The organism is Veillonella sp. 3310 (genome assembly GCF_003999875.1).
Classification (GTDB): domain Bacteria; phylum Bacillota; class Negativicutes; order Veillonellales; family Veillonellaceae; genus F0422.
In genome coordinates this window covers 667743-687046 of the sequence record NZ_RQVJ01000001.1, presented here as the reverse complement: position 1 = coordinate 687046, position 19304 = coordinate 667743, and the positions used below count along the sequence as shown (strand labels likewise).

The window sequence follows — 19304 nt, the reverse complement described above, 5'->3', positions numbered from 1 at the left end:
AAGGTAAGAAAGGGAAGATTATGTTAAGTAATTGGAAACAATCTAAAGGCTTTGTATTAACAGCTTTAGTATGTGGTGCTTTGGCAGTAGCAGGCTGTGGTTCTGAAAAAGAACAAGCGAAAACTGGCACAGAAGTGACTTGGAATCAAACATTTGAAGGCAAACAAACAGAATTTGTTGTGAAAGAATCTCCTAAACATGCCGTATCCATGTCTCAATTTACAACAGAAATGATGTTACAATTAGGCTTGGAGGATAAAATGGCTGGAACAGCTTTCCAAGAAGAAGAAATCTATCCACCATTACAAGAAGCCTATGGCAAAGTAAAAGTATTGTCTGAAAAATGGCCTTCTTATGAAGTGTTTATGTCTGTAAAACCTGACTTCGCTACAGGTTGGGAAGATTCTTTTAGTAAAGAAGGTATCCCTGCAGATAAAATGATTGCTCAAAAAGTAAACATTTGGATTCCAGAGTCTGCTTTATCTACACAAGCTGACTTAGAAACTAATTTCAAAGATATGATTAAATTAGGTGAAATCTTCGGCGTGAAAGCAAAAGCAGAAGAATGGGTAAAAGGTCAACGTGCTTTGTTAGAAAAAGTACAAGCTAAATTGAAAGACCTTCCACATAAACGTGTATTCGTATATGATTCCCAAGATGGACAACCTTTCACAGTATTTGAAGGTTACACAACTAACGTATTACGTTTAATCGGTGCTGATAATGTAATGAGTGGTTTAGGTGTAGATAAAACTTGGGCGAAAGGTTCTTGGGAAACTGTAGTACAGCAAAACCCTGATTATATCATCATTCCTGACTATGGTAATTCCATCCGCAACGATGATGATTTCCAAGAAAAAGTAGCTAAAATTAAAGCTGACCCTCAATTACAAACAATTAAAGCGGTACAAGAAAATCATTTCGTTCGTGTAAAATTATCTGAAATTACACCAGGCGTTCGTACAGTAGAAGCATTAAAACGTTTAGCTGAAGAAATCCATGGTATCCATATTGACTAATTATCTAGTCTGACACATAGTGAAAGCCGTCACAGTAGTGACGGCTTTTTTTGCGTTTATTATATGTATCACTTTGCTCCAGCTTGTAGGGCTTTTAGATATTCTTGTACAGGGTTTAGATCATTTTTACTACACTGTAAAAAATGAGCTAATATACATTCTAAAGTGTTTTCTGAATATGACTGTAATTCTCCAGTCATATAAGTTTCCACAGATGTATGAGTCAGGGAATTATCTTTTGCTTGGATAGGACGATGGTGTGTGTCATATCCAGGTATTTCTACTTGGATATCTAATTCCCACTTCATATACAGGGCCATAATGGCAGTCACTAAAGACAATTTTGCGTTAGAAATAGATGGTAATTTATCTTTTATGGCTGAAAATTCATCGGGATGAGTGCTTTCCATCATATATCCATATTTGAAAGTTACTAAGTTATGGCCTTTCATGCGTGCCACTTCTAAATCGTGCAAATAGGATTGTAAAACCGGTGTAGAGTACATAGACCAATAGGCATGGCGTGATACAATGAAGTTAGCCATTTGATCTTGGCAAGGTGAGCGATGGTCTACATTTTGCGTACTGGTGAAGAGAGGCCATTCTTGTTGAATGATAGAAATAATTAAATCGTCTTTCATAATAAAACTCCTATTCTACCCAAGAATCTTCTTTACGGAGAAGTGGATCTTGAATGCATTGAATGACTTCTTTAGCTTGATAGGTTAAGAAATCAATAGGACTTGTGCTTAAGCCGTTGCGTTGTAACTCTTGAATAATAGCATTACATAAGCGATCAATGTGAGATTTTGTATCTGTAATAGGGGCATTTAGTAATTCTACAATCCCATGTTTGACCGTATTTCCTAAGACAGGAAGGGCACAACTATGGCGATAAAGCCATTTGTAGAATGGCGCATAGGATTTGTTGAATAAATGCACGAGTAGCATGTAATGATGGACAAATTGATGCAATGCTAAACTTGCGGCAATGGTGTCGCCTCGTTGTAACATACGAGGTAAGTTGTACTGCCCAGATTGAGCCAATTGGTTTAATTCATAGGCAATTTTACGAAGGCGAATATCTTCTGGATAGTAGGCCAATAATCTCTGACGAATATGTGTAAAAGATCCAAAGTTATCTAGGAAAACTTCACCATTTGTGGCGGTGCACAACAAGTCTTGTGGGACACGGCGAAACTCTTTTTCACACTGAGGCCCTTCAGGATATAGTGTATAGTGCTGGTAAAATTCAGATATACATTCAATTTGTACTGTGCCATAGGCATAGTTCTTAAAGTAGGACTGAAGGCTTTCTTTATTAGCTGCATAGATATCAGCTGGTAAGAAGAGCTGACATCGCTTGGTAAAGTCGTGGTCTTCAGAGATGGCATCATCAAAGCCTAAACATTCCGATCCTGTACCGACCAAAGCTAAGCACATATAGGGAGCTAGGTCAGGTAGATTGAGCTCTATGTCTTGTGCTACTTGGTGAGCGAGTTCTCTGCCTAGTTCTAAGCCAGTTTGGCGATGACAGGGCACTTCTTGTTGCAGTGTTTTAATAAGGTCTTTTACATATTCAAGATTGTGCAATACAGATTGATAGGCTTGACTTTCTACACCGTAATTATGTTTCACAATGGGAAGGGCTTCTCGATATAAATTCAGTGCCACATCGTAGCGATGTTGTTCCATTTCAAAGTCGGCTCGATTATTTAACACCGCCGCATACATAGGGTGTTCTGTACCTACCTCACGACGTAAAATGTAGGCAGCCTTATCTAGATAGACTTGAGGAGACAGATCTCGCTTTTCTTTGATATACTTGCTGATTTCATATAAATTATTGTAGCTAATAGCTAGGGGAACTTGGTATTCAGTAGGCTCTAATAGGCGGACTGCCTCTAATTGCAATTCATGAGCTGTTTCGTAATTGTTTGTATCACGATAGAGAAGTGATAAATTATTGAGCAATCCGATATAAGCATAGGATGAATCACCAACGGATTGAAAGATATCCTTTGCTTTCAATAGATGCGTTTCCGCTTCATAATAGGATTTCTTTTCACGGTATGTATTGCCTAGATTAATTAAAATAGTAGCATATATTTGTGGTGTATAAGTATCGCTTTTTTCGTAGAGCCGTAGGGACTCATCAATAGCGGCGATAGCATCATCATAGCGCCCTACATTACGTAGAGAACCACTATATTCATTTAATATTTCAATCAGTTTTTTGTCATTCTTTTGGATCCGGCACAGATGGATGGCTTTTTCTAAATAGTCGATCATGCCTTGTTCATTGCCTTGACGCCAGAGTGTATGGGCTTGTTTTAGTAAAGACTGAATGGATTCCATAGAACCTCCTATAATAAGGTAAGTAATTCTGTTGACGGTTCTGAAATATTGGCAAAGCTCACAATGTCTTTAGGATAACGTTCTGATAATTTCATTTCAATGGTTTTTAAATCACTATAGGAACCAGCGATAGTAAGAATGCTTTTACCACAGAGACCAATTCCAATTTGTAGACTTAATAAATGAACTTGGTGATGCCAAGCTAGATGGTTAGCTAAATGAAATACAGCTACTGTAGTGGAACATTCATAGATACCTAGGTGTGAGACAGTAGGTATTTTTTGTTTTTGTTGAAATACTGAAAGTACATCGGGATGTACGCCAGTAATTATTTTGTATTGAATCTGCTTTGTGCCTCTCAAGATTTGTTCAATTTGCTGTACTACATCTGTGTCTGCAATGAGTATGAAGAACGCTTTGCCAGGACATATGCGGTAATGTTTGACAAAAGAGATTGGGTAGTCTTTTAATAACTGATCTAAAAGAGCAAATCCAGATGCGATACGATTGGTTTCCCAAAGGCATATAGCCGTATTTGATGCCATCGTAATTACCTCCTGCGTATAATTACTTTCAGTATAAAGAGAAATATAATGTAGAGCAATAGAGAAGAAAGAAGAGGTGTATTTACTACCGTAGTTAAGTTTGAATATTACCAAAGTATACTAAAAACACATATAACTTATGCTTATTTTGAAAGATAAAATGATAACTAATATAATTTTTCAAATAAATAAAGGTTTGTATTTTACAAAAATTTGGATTGTAAATTTTTATCAGTTCTACGCTGAAATGTGATACCATTTCCTTAACAAGCATGCATAGTATTCTGTTTTTGCATGAATAGAACAGAGGCATGAATTATTTTTAGACGTTGTAAGGAGGTTAAACATGCTAGAACGAGGATTTAGTAAACCAACAGAACGAATTGAAAAGTTGAGAAAAGTAATTATTGATGCTGTACCACAGGTCGAATCAGAACGTGCAGTCTTAATTACAGAATCCTACAAGGAAACCGAAGGTCAACCTACGATTATCCGTCGTGCGAAAGCTGTTGAAAAAATCTTTAACGAATTGCCAGTGACCATCCGTGATAATGAACTAGTAGTAGGTTCTATCACAATCAACCCACGCTCAACAGAAATTTGCCCAGAATTCTCCTATGATTGGGTAGAAAAAGAATTCCATACTATGCATAAACGTATGGCCGATCCATTTGAAATTTCTGAAAAAGTACAACATGAATTGCATGAAGCTTTCAAATATTGGGAAGGCAAAACAACTCACTCCTTAGCAGATTCCTATATGGAACCAGATACAAAAGACTGTATCGCTAATGGTGTATTCACAGTAGGTAACTACTTCTTCGGAGGTGTAGGCCACGTAAACGTAGACTACGGCAAAATCTTAGCAAAAGGTTTCCGTGGTGTATTAGAAGAAACTATTACAGCGCTACATGCATTAGATGAAGATGATCCTAGCAGCATTAAGAAAAAACAATTCTACAATGCAGTTATTATCTCTTACAATGCAGCTATCCGATTCGCACATCGCTATGCTGAAAAAGCTCGTGAATTAGCAAGTCAAACATCTTGCCCAACTCGTAAAGCAGAATTACAACAAATCGCTGCTAACTGTGATCGCGTACCTGAATTTGGTGCTCGTAACTTCTGGGAAGCATGTCAATCTTTCTGGTTCTTACAAATCATGGTACAAATTGAGTCCAATGGTCACTCCATCTCTCCAGGCCGTTTCGACCAATATATGTATCCATACTTAAAAGATGACCCAATTGATCGCGTAAAAGCACAAGAATTAGTAGACTGCATCTGGGTTAAATTGAACGATATCAACAAAACTCGTGACGAAATCTCTGCACAAGCTTTCGCTGGTTATGCAGTATTCCAAAACCTTTGCGTAGGTGGTCAAGATTCTGAAGGTAAAGATGCAACAAACGAAGTATCATATATGTGTATGGAAGCAGTAGCTCATGTTCGCTTACCAGCTCCATCCTTCTCTGTACGTGTACATCAAAATGCTCCAATGGAATTCTTATATCGTGCTTGCGAAGTATCCCGTTTAGGCTATGGTGTTCCAGCATTCTACAATGACGAAGTAATCATCTTAGCGCTTGTATCTCGTGGCGTAGCATTAAAAGATGCTCGTGACTACTGTATCATCGGTTGTGTTGAACCACAAGCGGGCCATCGTACTGAAGGCTGGCATGATGCAGCGTTCTTCAATATCGCAAAAGTTCTTGAAATTACTCTTAACAATGGACGTTGTAAAGGTAAACAATTGGGACCTAAAACTGGCGAGTTAGAAGAATTAGATACTATGGATAAATTGTTGGCAGCGTACCAACAACAAATGGAATACTTTGTTCGTCACTTAGCGAAAGCTGATAACGCAGTTGACTACGCTCATATGGAACGGGCTCCATTGCCATTCATGTCTGCTATGGTTGATGATTGTATCAAACGCGGTAAATCTTGCCAAGAAGGTGGCGCAATCTACAACTTTACAGGCCCTCAAGCATTCGGTGTTGCTGATGCAGGTGACTCCTTATATGCTATTCAAAAAAATATTTTTGAAGACAAACGCTTTACATTAGCTGAATTACGTGAAGCTTTAGAAGCTAACTTCGGTTACAGCGATAGCGCAGCTCCAATTTGCACTCCATCTATCCCAGAATCTACATTAGATGAAGCTCAAATCTATGAAGCAGTTAAGAAAATCTTATCCTCCACAGGATCTATCGATATTGCTACATTAGAATCTCATTTGAAACAAGGTACTGGCACAGGCACAAGCTGTGGATGCAAATCACAAGCAGATCCTAGCAAATATGCTACCATTCGCAATATCTTGAAAAACACTGATTCCTTCGGTAATGATATTGAAGAAGTAGACCAATTTGCATATCGTTGCGGTAAAATCTACTGTAATGAAGTGGATAAATATATGAACCCTCGTGGTGGTCAATTCCAAGCTGGTATCTACCCGGTATCCGCTAACGTATTATTTGGTAAAGACGTAGCTGCATTACCAGATGGACGTTTAGCAACTGAACCATTGGCTGACGGTGTATCCCCTCGCCAAGGTAACGACGTAAACGGTCCTACAGCGGCTTCCAACTCCGTAGCAAAATTAGACCATGCGCAAGCATCGAATGGTACATTGTATAACCAAAAATTCACACCAGCTGCGGTAGGTGGGGAACAAGGTTTGAAAAACTTCGTATCTATCATTAAGAGCTTCTTTGATAAAAAAGGTAGCCATGTTCAATTTAACGTTGTTGATAAACAAACATTGTTAGATGCTCAAGAACATCCAGAAGATAATCAAGACTTGATCGTTCGTGTAGCAGGTTACAGTGCTCACTTCGTAACATTGGCGAAAGAAGTACAAGACGATATTATTAATCGTACAGAACATGAAATGTAGGTACATAAATTAAAGGATAAGTTCGTATGGAATCAGTAGATTATAGTGTACAAGGCACTGTATTTGATATTCAACGCTTTTCCATTCACGATGGACCAGGAATCCGGACAATCGTATTTTTGAAAGGCTGTCCATTACGATGTAAATGGTGTTCTAATCCAGAATCACAACAATATTATCCTGAAGTAGTGTATCGAAAACAACTCTGTATTGGTTGTAAAGCTTGTCAGGCAGTTTGCCCTAAACAGGCCATTGCCGATAGCAACCCGTACTGGATTGACCGTACACTCTGTGACAACTGTTCAGAGTGTACCATGGTCTGTCCTACCAGTGCACTTTCCATGAAAGGTAAGTTGATGAGTGTTGAGCAGGTAGTACGGGAGCTCAAAAAAGATGCTACCCAGTATTTCCGCTCCAATGGTGGCATTACCGTATCTGGTGGAGAAGCATTGACACAACCAAAGTTTGCCAAAGAAATCTTTAAAGCTTGTAAAGCCCAAGGATGGCATACCGCAATAGAAACAGAAGGGTATTATGACACAAAGATTGTAGAAGAGATTATGCCGTACATCGACTTAGTTCTACTAGATATCAAAAGCGTTAATCCTGAGCAACATAAAAAGTTCACTGGTGTCGATAACGCAAGGATCAAAGAGTCGGCTAAAGTCATACAGTCTATCACAAATACAACAGTGCGTGTTCCTACGATTCCTGGGTTTAATGCGAGCGAAGAAGATATTCGTGGCATAGCAGAGTTTGTGAAGGAAAATATGCCTAATGTTCATGACATACACTTGTTGCCATATCACAATTATGGGCAGGGGAAATATGAACTATTGGGACGTGAATATGAATTAGAAAATACACCAAAGATTCCAGAAGAAGAAATGGAAACGTATAAAAAAATAGTAGAATCATATGGTTTAAACTGTATTATTGGTGGTTAGGAGGTACTATGGATACAGCATTATTAGAAAAAGTGATGGGTCAAGTATCAGAAGAACTTGGCATTAAAAAGCCGCAAGGCACAACTGGAGGATCCATCGGAGTTACTGAATTTGTAGGTACTGCAATGGGCGATACAATTGGTCTTGTCATTGCCAGTGTGGATCCATTATTAACAGAAACAATGGGATTAGGAAAATTCAAATCCATCGGTATTATCGGCGGTCGTGTAGGAGCAGGCCCACAAATTATGGCTGTGGATGATGCTATCAAAGCAACGAATACTGAAATTATTACGGTAGAGTTACCTCGCGATACTAAAGGTGGCGCAGGTCATGGTTCCTTGATCTATATCGGTGCTCATGATGTATCCGATGCTCGTCGAGCTGTTGAAATTGCATTAGAAGCTGTTCCAAAATACTTTGGAGATGTATACGCTAATGATGCAGGTCATTTGGAATTCCAATACACAGCACGTGCAAGCTATTGTTTAGAAGCCGTATTCAATACTCCATTAGGTAGATCTTTTGGTATGGTATGTGCAGGCCCAGCAGCGATTGGTGCAGTACTTGCGGATACAGCAGTGAAATCTGCCAATGTAGAAGTTGTTTCCTACGCATCCCCTAAATCTGGTACAAGTTTCTCTAACGAAGTGATCTTAACATTCTCTGGAGATTCTGGTGCTGTTCGTCAAGCTGTGAAAGCAGCTCGTGAAGTGGGTATTAAATTGCTTGGTGCTTTAGGTGACACACCTACATCGAGTACAACACCATACATTTAATAGGTTAGTATAGAAACATAGGAGGATATTATGGTTTCAGATGCATTAGGAATGGTAGAAACAAAAGGTTTAGTAAGTGCAATTGAGGCAGCAGATGCTATGGTAAAAGCTGCTAATGTAAACTTAGTAGGCTATGAAAAAATTGGTTCTGGATTAGTAACAGTTATGGTTCGTGGTGATGTTGGTGCAGTAAAAGCAGCTGTAGAAGCTGGCGCAGTAGCAGCTCGTGCAGTAGGCGAAGTTGTATCCTTACACGTTATCCCTCGTCCTCACATCGATACAGAACGTATTATTCCAACTCTTAAAGCGTAATGTAGCGTGGCATATGAGGCATTGTCCTTATATGCCACTACTTTAGAGGAGGCACTATGAAAGATAGAGACCTATCTAGGCTCCTAGAAGACATGGTGGCACGTATTTTAGCAGAACAATCTCATGAACAAAGTGTAAGAAAATTATATGTTGTCTTTGATGAACAGTGGCATCATGAAAATTATGCGTTGGCGAATCAATTGACTACATGTGACTTCACACAAGTTCATGCCATTGTTCCCAAAAACGGTGATCCAGAAATGGAACGTCGAGTGAAAGAAATTCATCCTTTTCTTATGCAATATCCCTATGGAGAGGAACCCACTTTTACAGAACACGATTGTATAGTATTACCTTATATAGGAAGAAATGATGTCATTCATATTGCGTTAGGCTATAGTCAATCGGATCTGTCGGAAGTGGTAAAGAAAGCTTTTACAGCAGGTGCTAGTATCTATGTACTGCCAACATCCATAGAGCCTTTATCAGGAAAAGAACCAGGTCCCTACCAACAGATGGTGCAAGGGTACTATCAAACAATATTTGAGTTAGGGATACGATACATAGACCATATTCGTCATATGAATTGAGTCCTATGAGATAGGAGTAAGCATGTATTTAGCAAAAGTGATTGGTAATGTTGTAGCAACAAAAAAAAGTGATACCCTATTAGGATATAAGTTGATGATTGTACAGCCTGTCGATGCATCGCTTTCGCCAGCTCATAGAGAACAAGTAGCAGCTGATTTTGTAGGCGCTGGTGTAGGTGAATATGTGCTAGTTGGAACGGGGTCTTCAGTACGAGTGGAAGAGAATCGAAAAGGGGCTACCATAGATTTAGCAATCATTGGTATTGTAGACTCTGTTGTTATTTAGTAAGGAGGCAAATATGGGAACCCAAGGTGGGATATTTTCCTCAGTAACACAGATTGTGCATGCATCAAAACAAGCATTTCACATCTATCAGAAGTTGAGTCTACGGGAACGGAAGCAATTAATTCAAGCTATCCGTGAAGGATTGCGAAGCTATAGTTTAGAATTTGCCACATTAGCTTGTGAAGAAACTGGTATGGGTAAAGCCGAAGATAAGGCTGTTAAGATTAAACTTGCTTTAGAAGAAACGCCGGGACCAGAAGACTTGATTACAGGAACTACGCAAGGGGAGAACGGAATTGTTTTAACAGAACCATTTCCATACGGTGTGGTATGTGCTATACATCCAAGTACCAATCCTTGTGAAACGTTGATCAATAATACAATTAGTTTGTTGTCAGCAGGAAATGTAGTGATTCACTGTCCACATCCAAGAGCCATGGAAGTATCTAAATATATTACGAAAGTGATGAACAAAATTATCCTAGATAAATTTGGCATATGTAACTTAATTACCACACCAGATACTTGTTCCTTAACATATCTTAATGAAATAATGAATCACCCTGATGTAGAATTGATTTTATCTACTGGTGGGTCAGATGCAGCTAGGAGCGCATTAGCCTGCGGTAAGAAGGTTATTTCAGCAGGGCCAGCGAACCCTACATTTGTAGTAGATGAAACGGCTGATATCGATCGAGCAGCGTATTGCATTCACAAAGGCGCATCCTTCGATCATAACATTACCTGTACATCGGAGAAAAATGTCATTATTGTAGAATCTGTAGTACCTGCATTTCGATCGGCTTTAGAAAGACTCAATGTGTATTATGTGGATTCAGTGGGAGAAATGTTGAAATTATCGAAAATTCTCTTGACTGAAGATATGGAAGTGAATCGTCAATATGGCGGTAAATCGGCAGATGAGATTTTAAAAGATGCAGGAATTCATACGAATCGTTCCTATGATTTGATTGCTGTAGAAACAGTTAAAATCCATCCATTTGTGACACAGGAAATATTAGCTCCATTGATTACAGTGGTGAAAGCTAGTAATTTTGAAAGTGCCCTACAAATTGCTGTTGATGCAGAACAAGGTTATCACCATACAGCAGGCATTCATTCTCGCGACACGGAGCGTTTACGGCAAGCAGCAAAAGCTTTTCGAACTACAATCTTTGTCAAAAATGGATGTTCCTTAGATGGAATTGGTATCTGTGGCGTAGGAGCTACATCTTTCACGATTGCCAATGTCACTGGTGAAGGGGCCATAACGGCGAAAGATTTAGTCCGTCGCAGAAGATGTGTATATGTAGAAACGCTATGTTCGTATACATAATAACTATGATTAAATTTCATGACAAAAATCATATTTTTTGACATGGTTTTTGCAATTACTGTCGTATACTATAAGTAGAGTTATTTTACGTATTGTATAAGAAAGGTAATAAAAAGGAATGCCACGAAATACTTTAAAAGACAATCGAAACGAAGAATCACGACTGGATATTATGACTGTCATAGGTCATGATTTATTGGAAGGGATCCAAGAAGCGGTTGCCAACGTGACAGGAATAGCTTTTGTGACAGTAGATTATAAAGGTGATGTATTAACAGAAGCAACACGGTTTTGCGACTATTGTAAGAAAATAAGAGATAATCCTACATCGTCATTATTGTGTAAGTTATCTGATGCATCAGGTGCGATTATTGCTGCTACTAATAAAGAGGTGAGTATTTATATTTGTCCTTGCGGACTTTTAGAAATTGCTATACCGATTATCGTGGATGGTCATTATTTAGGCGGATTTATTGGAGGACAGATTCTATGTGATGATGTACCAGATACAATAGTCCGGTTGAGTAAAAATATGGTACCTGGTGGAGCACAATTAGTGAACCAAGATATCGAAACTACGAGCCCGGAAGAGTTAGCAGATATTAAGCGGTATAGCTATAATGAAGTGCTTTCCATTGCAAAACTAGTGGAGTTTATTATTAATCAACTTACGAATCATGAAATTGTATCGAATAGAAATAAACAAAAGAATTTAAATCGTATAGAGGCCTTAGAAAAAGAAGTATTAGAAGCAGAAGATAAGATTTGCTGCTTACAAAGTGAGCTAGAAAAGTATAAGCGCTATGTAGATATGGTACGTAACTGTAAATTACTTAGCGTAGTAGATAGCTTATCTGTAGTAGAAGAAGCAGAAAAAACGGAAGCAGCAATTCTCGATTATATTCATGTATTAGCACTTCATCATGATAGCCTATTTGAAACAAGTATCAAAGAGGAATGTTCGCGCATCGAATCTACAGTATCTCTCTTAAACTATCGTGAAGATTGCCACATAGGCTGGAATATAGATATAGATGAGAGTCTGTGGCATTACATGTTACCGTCCTATAGCGTATGGCAATATGTATATCAAGTGGCAGAAAGGGCACAACAAGAGGGGTATGCAGAGATTTCCATGAAACTACATGCAGAGCTCCAAGGTGATCAAGTCTGTATTGTTATAGAAGATGATACATTGCAAATTCACTCTGATGAAGTACTTGTACTACACAAATTACTACAAGATGTGACGAGGTTAATACATGGAGATACCATAGAGTCAACCTTATCTCCGACGAGTCAAGCTATTTTAAAATTACACCAAACGTTTATGGAATACCATGGCACTTCTGCTAAAGTACATTGTTATCCATTGCCAAAGGGTGGGATACAGGTGATGTTATCCTATCCAGTAGAATAAGATAAGGAGATATTTTGTGATGAAGATACTTTTGGTAGATACCGATAAGTTGCATATGAAAGCACTACAAAAACGAATTGCACTCCATATGCAAGCAGAGGTCATCTGCATTAGTACATATCAAGAAGTACTTTCTTTACCAAAGGAAGAAATTATTTCTGTCGCTTATATAGCAATGGATATTAGTCATCAAAAAGCAGGTGATATTATTCGACATATATATTACACGTATCCAGTATGCCGAATTGTGATGATGCTGAATAAAGAAACGCAAGCTGTTAACCAAATGACTATGAAATATTCTGGAATTGGATATTTATATAAACCGTTTAGCTGGGAAAATTTTCAAAAATGGATTCCAGAAAAAGGAGTAAGCCAAAAAAAAGAGGTTACAGGGGAATCCCTAGATCTTTTGGATGGAATTGTACAAGGATTTCAGCAAGGTGATTTTGAGGTAGCCTATGACAGATTATACCAAGTATGTCAGTATATATATGAACATAGTGATAGCCAGTCGACCGTTAGTGAATTATATGCATTAGTAGACCAGGTACAACAAAAGGTCTTAGACACGCACACATCGATGATTCATACGATAGAGTCAAAGATACCGTTGGACCCTGTTCATACAAAATATGCAGAAGGACTGGGTATATGGACATTTAAAATTGTTGATTTCTTGTTTATGAAACTATATCAAGGAAAACAAGATATTTTGCACAATGTTCTCTACTTTATTCATAAGCATATACAAGAAGACATTTCCTTAAAAGATATAGTTATCTCTTGTAATGTAAGCCAAGGCTACATTAGTCGTATATTCAAACATAAGTTAAACATGACGATTATGCAGTATATACATAAGAAAAAAATAAATTTAGCGAAGGAATATATACTTGGTACGGAAAAGAGCGGATCCTATATTGCTAACGTCTTAGGGTATAGCGATGTGAGCTATTTCTGTAAAATTTTCAAAAAACATGAACATAAAACAATCTCACAATATCGAGATCAAGTCATTAATGGATTGGTGGAAACCTATGAAACAATCTGAGTATTTACATTTAGTAACGGAGCGCGTCATAGCAAAGTTACAAGAACTGAATAGATGTAGCGTACCAATTGGTGTTTCAAATCGTCATGTTCATGTATCAAAAGAAGCATATACCGTTTTATTTGGACAAGATGAACTGACAAAAAAAGTAGACTTGAAACAACCGGGACAATATGCTGCAAATGAAACAGTAACTCTAGTAGGACCGAAAGGAAGTATTGAAAAAGTACGTATTTTGGGACCTTTTAGAAATGATACACAAGTGGAGATCTCTCTAACAGATTCATTTACGTTGGGAGTACCAGGCGTGATACGTGAATCTGGTGATTTGCAGGAAACTCCAGGTATAACGTTACTAGGACCAAAAGGAAAATTAACGATTTCTCAAGGTGTGATCGTAGCACATCGACATATCCATATGCATCCTAATGATGCAAGACGCATGGGCGTAGTCGATAAGGAACGAGTAACAGTGACTGTACATGGAGAACGAGAACTGACATTTTCCAATGTGATTATTCGAGTATCGCCGAAATTTGCGTTAGAAATGCATATCGATGTAGATGAAGCAAATGCAGGTCGCATAAAAAACAATGATATTGGAATTGTATCGAAGTCATAGAGGAGATACATATGAACTTAGAAATGATTGAAAGTATAGTGAAACAAGTAGTGAAAGATTTACAACAAGAAGGCGTAGGTATGGAAACATGTCGTTATGAATATGGCGTATTCGATACCATGGAGGCTGCAATTGATGCTAGTGAAGTAGCACAAAAAGAATTGTTAGCTTTTTCATTACAAGAACGCAATGCCTTTGTGGATGCCATTCGTGAAACTGTGTTACAAAAAGATCATTTAGAAATGATTTCACTTATGGCGGTAGAAGAAACAGGCATTGGTAGATATAGTGATAAATTGATTAAAAATCGAGTAGCTGCAGTGAAAACACCAGGTAAAGAAGTGTTGGAAACACGAGCTATGACAGGCCATGATGGACTGACAATTGAAGAATTTTGTCCATTTGGTGTAATTGGTGCCATAACACCAACAACGAACCCAACTGAAACAATTATCAACAATTCTATCTCCATGATCGTTGGCGGTAATACAGTGGTATTCAGTCCACATCCAAGAGCTAAAAAAGTATCCACTATTTTAGTGCAAATGATTAATAAAGCACTAGAAGCGGCAGGTGCTCCTAACAACTTGGTAACAATGGTGCGTGAACCATCCATTGAAAGCACACAATGTATGATGAGCCATCCAAAAGTAAGGTTGTTAGTGGCTACAGGTGGTCCTGGCATTGTAAACCAAGTCTTATCATCCGGTAAAAAAGCAATTGGTGCTGGTGCGGGTAATCCTCCAGTAGTAGTAGATGAAACAGCACATATTGAACAAGCAGCAAAAGATATCGTCAGTGGAGCAAGTTTTGATAACAATGTTCCATGTATTGCTGAAAAAGAAGTATTTGTTGTGGAATCTGTAGCAGATCAATTGGTATACCATATGAAAAAGAATGGTGCTTATGAAATTACCGACATGTCTGTATTAGATACATTGGTAGAAAAAGTTACTAAAAAGGATGGTAAACCAAATCCAGATTTTGTAGGTAAACCTGCCAAGGATTTATTAGCACTAATAGGCATTGTGGTAGATGACAGTATTCGATTAATCATTGCTCGTACATCAGAGCATCATCACCTAGTCACAGAAGAAATGATGATGCCAATTTTACCAATCGTATCAGTTCCAAATGTAGATATTGCGATTGAATGTGCTTACCGTGCAGAATTGGGAAATCGTCATACAGCGATGATGCACTCTCAAAACTTAGAAAAATTATCTAAAATGGCGAGATTGCTAGAAACTACAATTTTCGTAAAAAATGCACCATCCTATGCAGGCATTGGTGTAGGCGGCGAAGGTCATACTACATTTACTATTGCAGGCCCAACAGGAGAAGGTATTACATGTGCAAGATCGTTCTGTCGCATTCGTCGGTGTGTATTAAGTGAAGCATTTAGTTTGAGATAAGTGAGGCTTATATGAATCAATCGTTAGGACTATTAGAAGTGAAAGGCTTGTTAGGCGCCATTACTATGTCAGATGTGATGGTAAAAGCATCTAACGTGCACGTAGTAAATATTGATAGAGCTAATGGTTTTGGTTGGTTTACTGTGAAAGTAGTAGGCGATGTGGGAGCTGTGCAATCAGCTATTGAAGCAGGCGCTATGGTGGCAAAAGAGATGGGCTGTTTAGTAAGCTCTAAAGTGATTCCTAGAGTATCACAAACCGTTATCGATGTGTTCTTACAAGAAGAAATAGCACCGGTGAAAGAAGAAACTACAGCAGAACCTGCAGTCGAAACGAAGAAAGAAAGGCCATCTGTTCCAACCAAAGAAGTGGAAACACCAGTGGTAGATACAGTGGTAGCAGAATCTGTAGTTGAAACTGTCGTAGAAGTTTCAACAAAAGCAGCAAAAGAACCAGCTCCAGCCATAGTAGAAGCTATTTCTGAGCTCACAAGTATTGTGATTGGTGAAGAGACTACACCATCTACAATAGAAGTAGAACCCAAAGTTACAGGATCTAAAAAATCAGCTAAAACAACTAAAGCTAAAAAGAAAAGTAGTTCTAATAAATAAGGAGGTTTATCATGAATAACGCATTAGGTATGGTAGAAACAAAAGGTTTAGTAGCAGCTATTGAAGCAGCAGATGCAATGGTAAAAGCATCCAATGTAGAATTAACTGGTTATGAAAAAATTGGTTCTGGTTTAGTAACTGTGATGGTTCGTGGTGATGTTGGTGCTGTTAAAGCAGCCGTAGAGGCGGGTGCAGTAGCAGCTGGTAATGTAGGTCAAGTTGTATCTACTCACGTAATTCCTCGCCCACATCACGATGTAGAAACATTGTTGACTAAATAATAGGATAGCCTTTAGTAAGGAGGATGGACATGGATATTTATGATTCAGTCCGAGATATTATTGCAAATATAGAGCGCGTACCATCCACGACACAAGAGAGGATCGCCCCCATTGGACGAGCAGTACAGTGGTTTAGACATACAGGAATTACCGTTGAATCTGTGGTGGATGCTGTCGTTGAAGCCTGCGAACAAGAGGCGAAACGATTGGGAATTAATGTGGTGATAGCCATTGTGGATGCGAGTGGATCGTTAGTGTATCAACGGCGTATGGAACGAGCTTTAGGTGTGAGCATAGAATTAGCCCCTAATAAGGCCTATACAGCAGTAGCTTTTCGGTGCGGAACAGAAAAGTTAGGAGCCATAGTGCAACCAGGGACTCCTCTTTATGGTATTGAGACGATGGTGAAAAGACCCATAGTCTTATTTGGCGGTGGTGAGCCACTAATGCTTGAGGACCATCTAATCGGTGGACTGGGTATTAGTGGTGGCACTGTAGAAGAAGATATGCTCATAGTAAATGCAGGGCTACGAGCTTTTCAATCATATATACAAGGGGCGTAATCATGGAATCATGGTCATTTAAAACGCAAATTTTTACAGGACAAACAGAACACTTTGCCAATGGTACTAAAACAGATGCCTTAGAAAGACTTCGTCTATTAGAAGGAGAACGTATTTTTATCATCTGTGACCCATTTTTAGAAGGTACACCAGCATTACAGACGGTGATTGACTTGGTGAATACAAACAATACCTATGTCGTGTATTCCGATGTAGTACCAGATCCACCTATTGACTCCATTGTCAAAGGGGTAGAGGTATTGCAGAAAGAAAAAGCCACAGTGCTGATTGTCATCGGTGGAGGATCTGCAATTGATACAGCCAAAGGTATTAACTATTTCTGTAACAAAATTTATGGCATTGGCGTAAAAAAATTTATTGCCATACCAACAACGAGCGGCACTGGATCTGAAGTGACATCATTTGCTGTTATTACAGATACTAAAACAGGTATAAAATATCCGTTGGTAGATGACAGCTTATTGCCAGATGAAGCGATTTTAACAACATTTTTTGTTAAGTCGGCACCTCCAAAAGTAACTGCCTATAGTGGCATGGATGTGCTCGTACATGCTATGGAAGCCTTGGTGGCTATAGAGGCCAATCATTTTACAGATGCATTAGCTGAAAAAGCAATAGAATTAGTGATTAAGAATTTACCAACATGTGTAGAGAATGGAACTGATGAAGTAGCTCGAGCGGCGATGCACGAAGCATCCTGTATGGCAGGGTTAGCTTTCAATCAAGCTGGTCTAGGTATTACTCATGCTTTAGCACATCAATTAGGTGGGCAATTTCATATACCGCATGGACTAGCTAATGCTATGCTATTGCCATATGTCATTATGTATAATGCAGCCAACTCCAATACGGCTAAATTAAAATACATTTCGATTGCACAAAAACTCTCCTTAACCACCGAATTTGATGATGAAAGTGCACAAATTGCTGCCTTAGTACGATGTGCACAATCTTTAGCACGTCGAGTGGGTTGCATTATAACAATGAAAGAGTTTGGTGTTGATGAGGTTTCCTTTGAAGAATCCTTTCCTACATTAGTGCAACAGGCCATGATGGATCGTACCTACCCAGGTAATCCATACGCAGCTGCAAAAGAAGATTTAACACGTATATTAACATGTATTATATGAGGTAACACATATGGATGCTACACAAGTGTATGTTAGTGAATTTATCGGAACCGCTATTCTAATGGCTTTCGGTAGTAGTTGTAATGCAGGATTATTGCTTAAAAATACAATTACAAGCGCAATTAAAACAAATTGGATAGGATTGATGTTTGGTTGGGGGTTTGCAGTTACATTTGCAGTGTATGTGGCTGTTCACTTAGGCGGTGTAGGACACTTGAACCCAGCTTTGACAATTGCTTTTGCAGCAGGTGGATTATTTCCGTCTGACTTGGTAATAGGAGCAGTGATTGCTCAATTATTAGGCGGTTTTGTAGGAGCGGGAATTACTATGCTACACTATTATCCTCACTTTAAAATCACTGGTCCAGATGAAGGCAACTGTGTATGTATTTTTGCCACAGGTCCAGCTTGTGATGAACGCACGTGGAACTTACTATCTGAAGTGATTGCTACCTTCTTATTCATCTTTTGTGTACTTTTCTTGGGACCTATGGCAGATGGCTTAGCACCACTTATTATAGGCTTCCTTGTAGCAAGTATCGGTTTTTCTTTCGGTGGAACTACAGGGTTTGCATTGAATCCGGCTCGTGACTTTACACCACGTTTGGCTTATGCTATTTTACCGTTACCTAATAAAGGAACAGCGAACATGAAGTATGCATGGGTACCAATTGTGGGACCAACGATTGGTGCGTTGTTAGCAGTGGGCGCATTTAACTGGCTACATGCAGCGTTACATTTGTAACTGGAAAGGAGGTTGTATCTTATGCTAGATAAGCAACGTATCATTCAAGAGTCAGTACCAGGGAAACAAGTTACATTAGCTCATGTATTGGCAAATCCTAAACGGGACTTATACAGTAAATTAGGTTTGGATAGTGAAGGTCGTAGTGCTGTAGGTATTTTGACGATTACCCCAGGGGAAGCGGCAATTATTGCAGGAGATATGGCCTCTAAAGCAGCCAATGTGCATATCGAATTTATCGATCGATTTTCAGGGGCTGTGTTAATATCAGGAGATGTTTCTAGTGTAGAGGTATCACTCTCTAGTGTATTACAGGGATTCTCGGAATTGCTACAGTTTAGCGTAGTTCCTCTTACAAGGAGTTAACC

Annotated in this window: 21 protein-coding genes; 18 read left to right on the top strand and 3 right to left on the bottom strand. The window is 38.7% G+C overall.

The genetic code is table 11. The annotated features are described in order from the left end of the window. The first annotated feature begins 20 nt into the window (after positions 1-20). Positions 21-1019, top strand: coding sequence for an ABC transporter substrate-binding protein (locus EO127_RS03335; RefSeq protein WP_127447997.1), 999 nt, complete (start codon positions 21-23; stop codon positions 1017-1019). A gap of 68 nt (positions 1020-1087) precedes the next feature. Here the strand turns inward: EO127_RS03335 and EO127_RS03330 are convergent, their stop codons facing one another. The 3 genes from EO127_RS03330 to EO127_RS03320 are packed head-to-tail and all read right to left on the bottom strand — an operon-like array spanning position 1088 to position 3922. Then, positions 1088-1660: a DUF4125 family protein gene (locus EO127_RS03330; RefSeq protein ID WP_127447996.1), complete on the bottom strand. Its 573-nt coding sequence runs from the start codon at positions 1658-1660 to the stop codon at positions 1088-1090. A gap of 10 nt (positions 1661-1670) precedes the next feature. Further along, on the bottom strand, positions 1671-3377 hold the full coding sequence (locus tag EO127_RS03325; protein WP_127447995.1) for a DUF4037 domain-containing protein: 1707 nt from the start codon (positions 3375-3377) through the stop codon (positions 1671-1673). A gap of 8 nt (positions 3378-3385) precedes the next feature. Continuing rightward, a complete protein-coding gene (locus EO127_RS03320; RefSeq protein ID WP_127447994.1) occupies positions 3386-3922 on the bottom strand; it encodes a hypothetical protein in 537 nt (178 codons plus the stop codon). A 346-nt stretch (positions 3923-4268) separates the two neighbouring features. On the opposite strand from EO127_RS03320, the gene EO127_RS03315 reads away from it, so the two are divergent. The 17 genes from EO127_RS03315 (at position 4269) to eutS (ending at position 19302) form a co-directional block, all read left to right on the top strand. Next, a complete protein-coding gene (locus EO127_RS03315; protein ID WP_127447993.1) occupies positions 4269-6824 on the top strand; it encodes a glycyl radical protein in 2556 nt (851 codons plus the stop codon). Positions 6825-6850: 26 nt separating this feature from the next. After that, positions 6851-7771: a glycyl-radical enzyme activating protein gene (locus EO127_RS03310; protein WP_127447992.1), complete on the top strand. Its 921-nt coding sequence runs from the start codon at positions 6851-6853 to the stop codon at positions 7769-7771. A gap of 8 nt (positions 7772-7779) precedes the next feature. Beyond that, positions 7780-8550, top strand: a complete 771-nt coding sequence (pduB, locus tag EO127_RS03305; RefSeq protein WP_127447991.1) for a propanediol utilization microcompartment protein PduB — start codon at positions 7780-7782, stop codon at positions 8548-8550. A 30-nt stretch (positions 8551-8580) separates the two neighbouring features. Next, positions 8581-8862, top strand: a complete 282-nt coding sequence (locus EO127_RS03300; RefSeq protein ID WP_009353643.1) for a BMC domain-containing protein — start codon at positions 8581-8583, stop codon at positions 8860-8862. A gap of 56 nt (positions 8863-8918) precedes the next feature. Next, complete coding sequence (locus tag EO127_RS03295) at positions 8919-9452, top strand: hypothetical protein (RefSeq protein WP_127447990.1); 534 nt, start codon at positions 8919-8921, stop codon at positions 9450-9452. Between the two features lie 22 nt (positions 9453-9474). Continuing rightward, a complete protein-coding gene (locus tag EO127_RS03290) occupies positions 9475-9738 on the top strand; it encodes a EutN/CcmL family microcompartment protein (protein WP_126937825.1) in 264 nt (87 codons plus the stop codon). A 13-nt stretch (positions 9739-9751) separates the two neighbouring features. Beyond that, positions 9752-11074 carry an aldehyde dehydrogenase gene (locus tag EO127_RS03285; protein WP_127447989.1) on the top strand — a complete coding sequence of 441 codons (1323 nt, stop codon included), beginning with the start codon at positions 9752-9754 and terminating at the stop codon, positions 11072-11074. A 118-nt stretch (positions 11075-11192) separates the two neighbouring features. Continuing rightward, complete coding sequence (locus tag EO127_RS03280; protein ID WP_127447988.1) at positions 11193-12494, top strand: PocR ligand-binding domain-containing protein; 1302 nt, start codon at positions 11193-11195, stop codon at positions 12492-12494. Between the two features lie 19 nt (positions 12495-12513). Continuing rightward, complete coding sequence (locus tag EO127_RS03275) at positions 12514-13548, top strand: AraC family transcriptional regulator (RefSeq protein WP_240645988.1); 1035 nt, start codon at positions 12514-12516, stop codon at positions 13546-13548. Continuing rightward, entirely contained in the window at positions 13535-14170 is a 636-nt protein-coding gene (locus tag EO127_RS03270) for a phosphate propanoyltransferase (protein WP_127447986.1), read from the top strand. Before EO127_RS03275 ends, EO127_RS03270 begins: the two co-directional genes overlap by 14 nt. Before the next feature lie 11 nt (positions 14171-14181). Beyond that, positions 14182-15585: an aldehyde dehydrogenase family protein gene (locus EO127_RS03265; RefSeq protein WP_127447985.1), complete on the top strand. Its 1404-nt coding sequence runs from the start codon at positions 14182-14184 to the stop codon at positions 15583-15585. An 11-nt stretch (positions 15586-15596) separates the two neighbouring features. After that, the gene (locus EO127_RS08885) at positions 15597-16196 is read left to right on the top strand and encodes a BMC domain-containing protein (RefSeq protein WP_127447984.1); all 600 of its coding nucleotides are present in this window, start codon (positions 15597-15599) and stop codon (positions 16194-16196) included. Between the two features lie 8 nt (positions 16197-16204). After that, positions 16205-16477, top strand: coding sequence for a BMC domain-containing protein (locus EO127_RS03255; RefSeq protein ID WP_303733696.1), 273 nt, complete (start codon positions 16205-16207; stop codon positions 16475-16477). A 29-nt stretch (positions 16478-16506) separates the two neighbouring features. Next, a complete protein-coding gene (locus EO127_RS03250) occupies positions 16507-17040 on the top strand; it encodes a heme-binding protein (RefSeq protein ID WP_127447983.1) in 534 nt (177 codons plus the stop codon). A gap of 2 nt (positions 17041-17042) precedes the next feature. Continuing rightward, positions 17043-18191, top strand: coding sequence for a 1-propanol dehydrogenase PduQ (locus EO127_RS03245; protein ID WP_127447982.1), 1149 nt, complete (start codon positions 17043-17045; stop codon positions 18189-18191). A gap of 10 nt (positions 18192-18201) precedes the next feature. Next, positions 18202-18936 carry an MIP/aquaporin family protein gene (locus EO127_RS03240; protein ID WP_127447981.1) on the top strand — a complete coding sequence of 245 codons (735 nt, stop codon included), beginning with the start codon at positions 18202-18204 and terminating at the stop codon, positions 18934-18936. Positions 18937-18957: 21 nt separating this feature from the next. After that, on the top strand, positions 18958-19302 hold the full coding sequence (gene eutS, locus EO127_RS03235; RefSeq protein WP_009353658.1) for an ethanolamine utilization microcompartment protein EutS: 345 nt from the start codon (positions 18958-18960) through the stop codon (positions 19300-19302). Positions 19303-19304 lie beyond the last annotated feature (2 nt).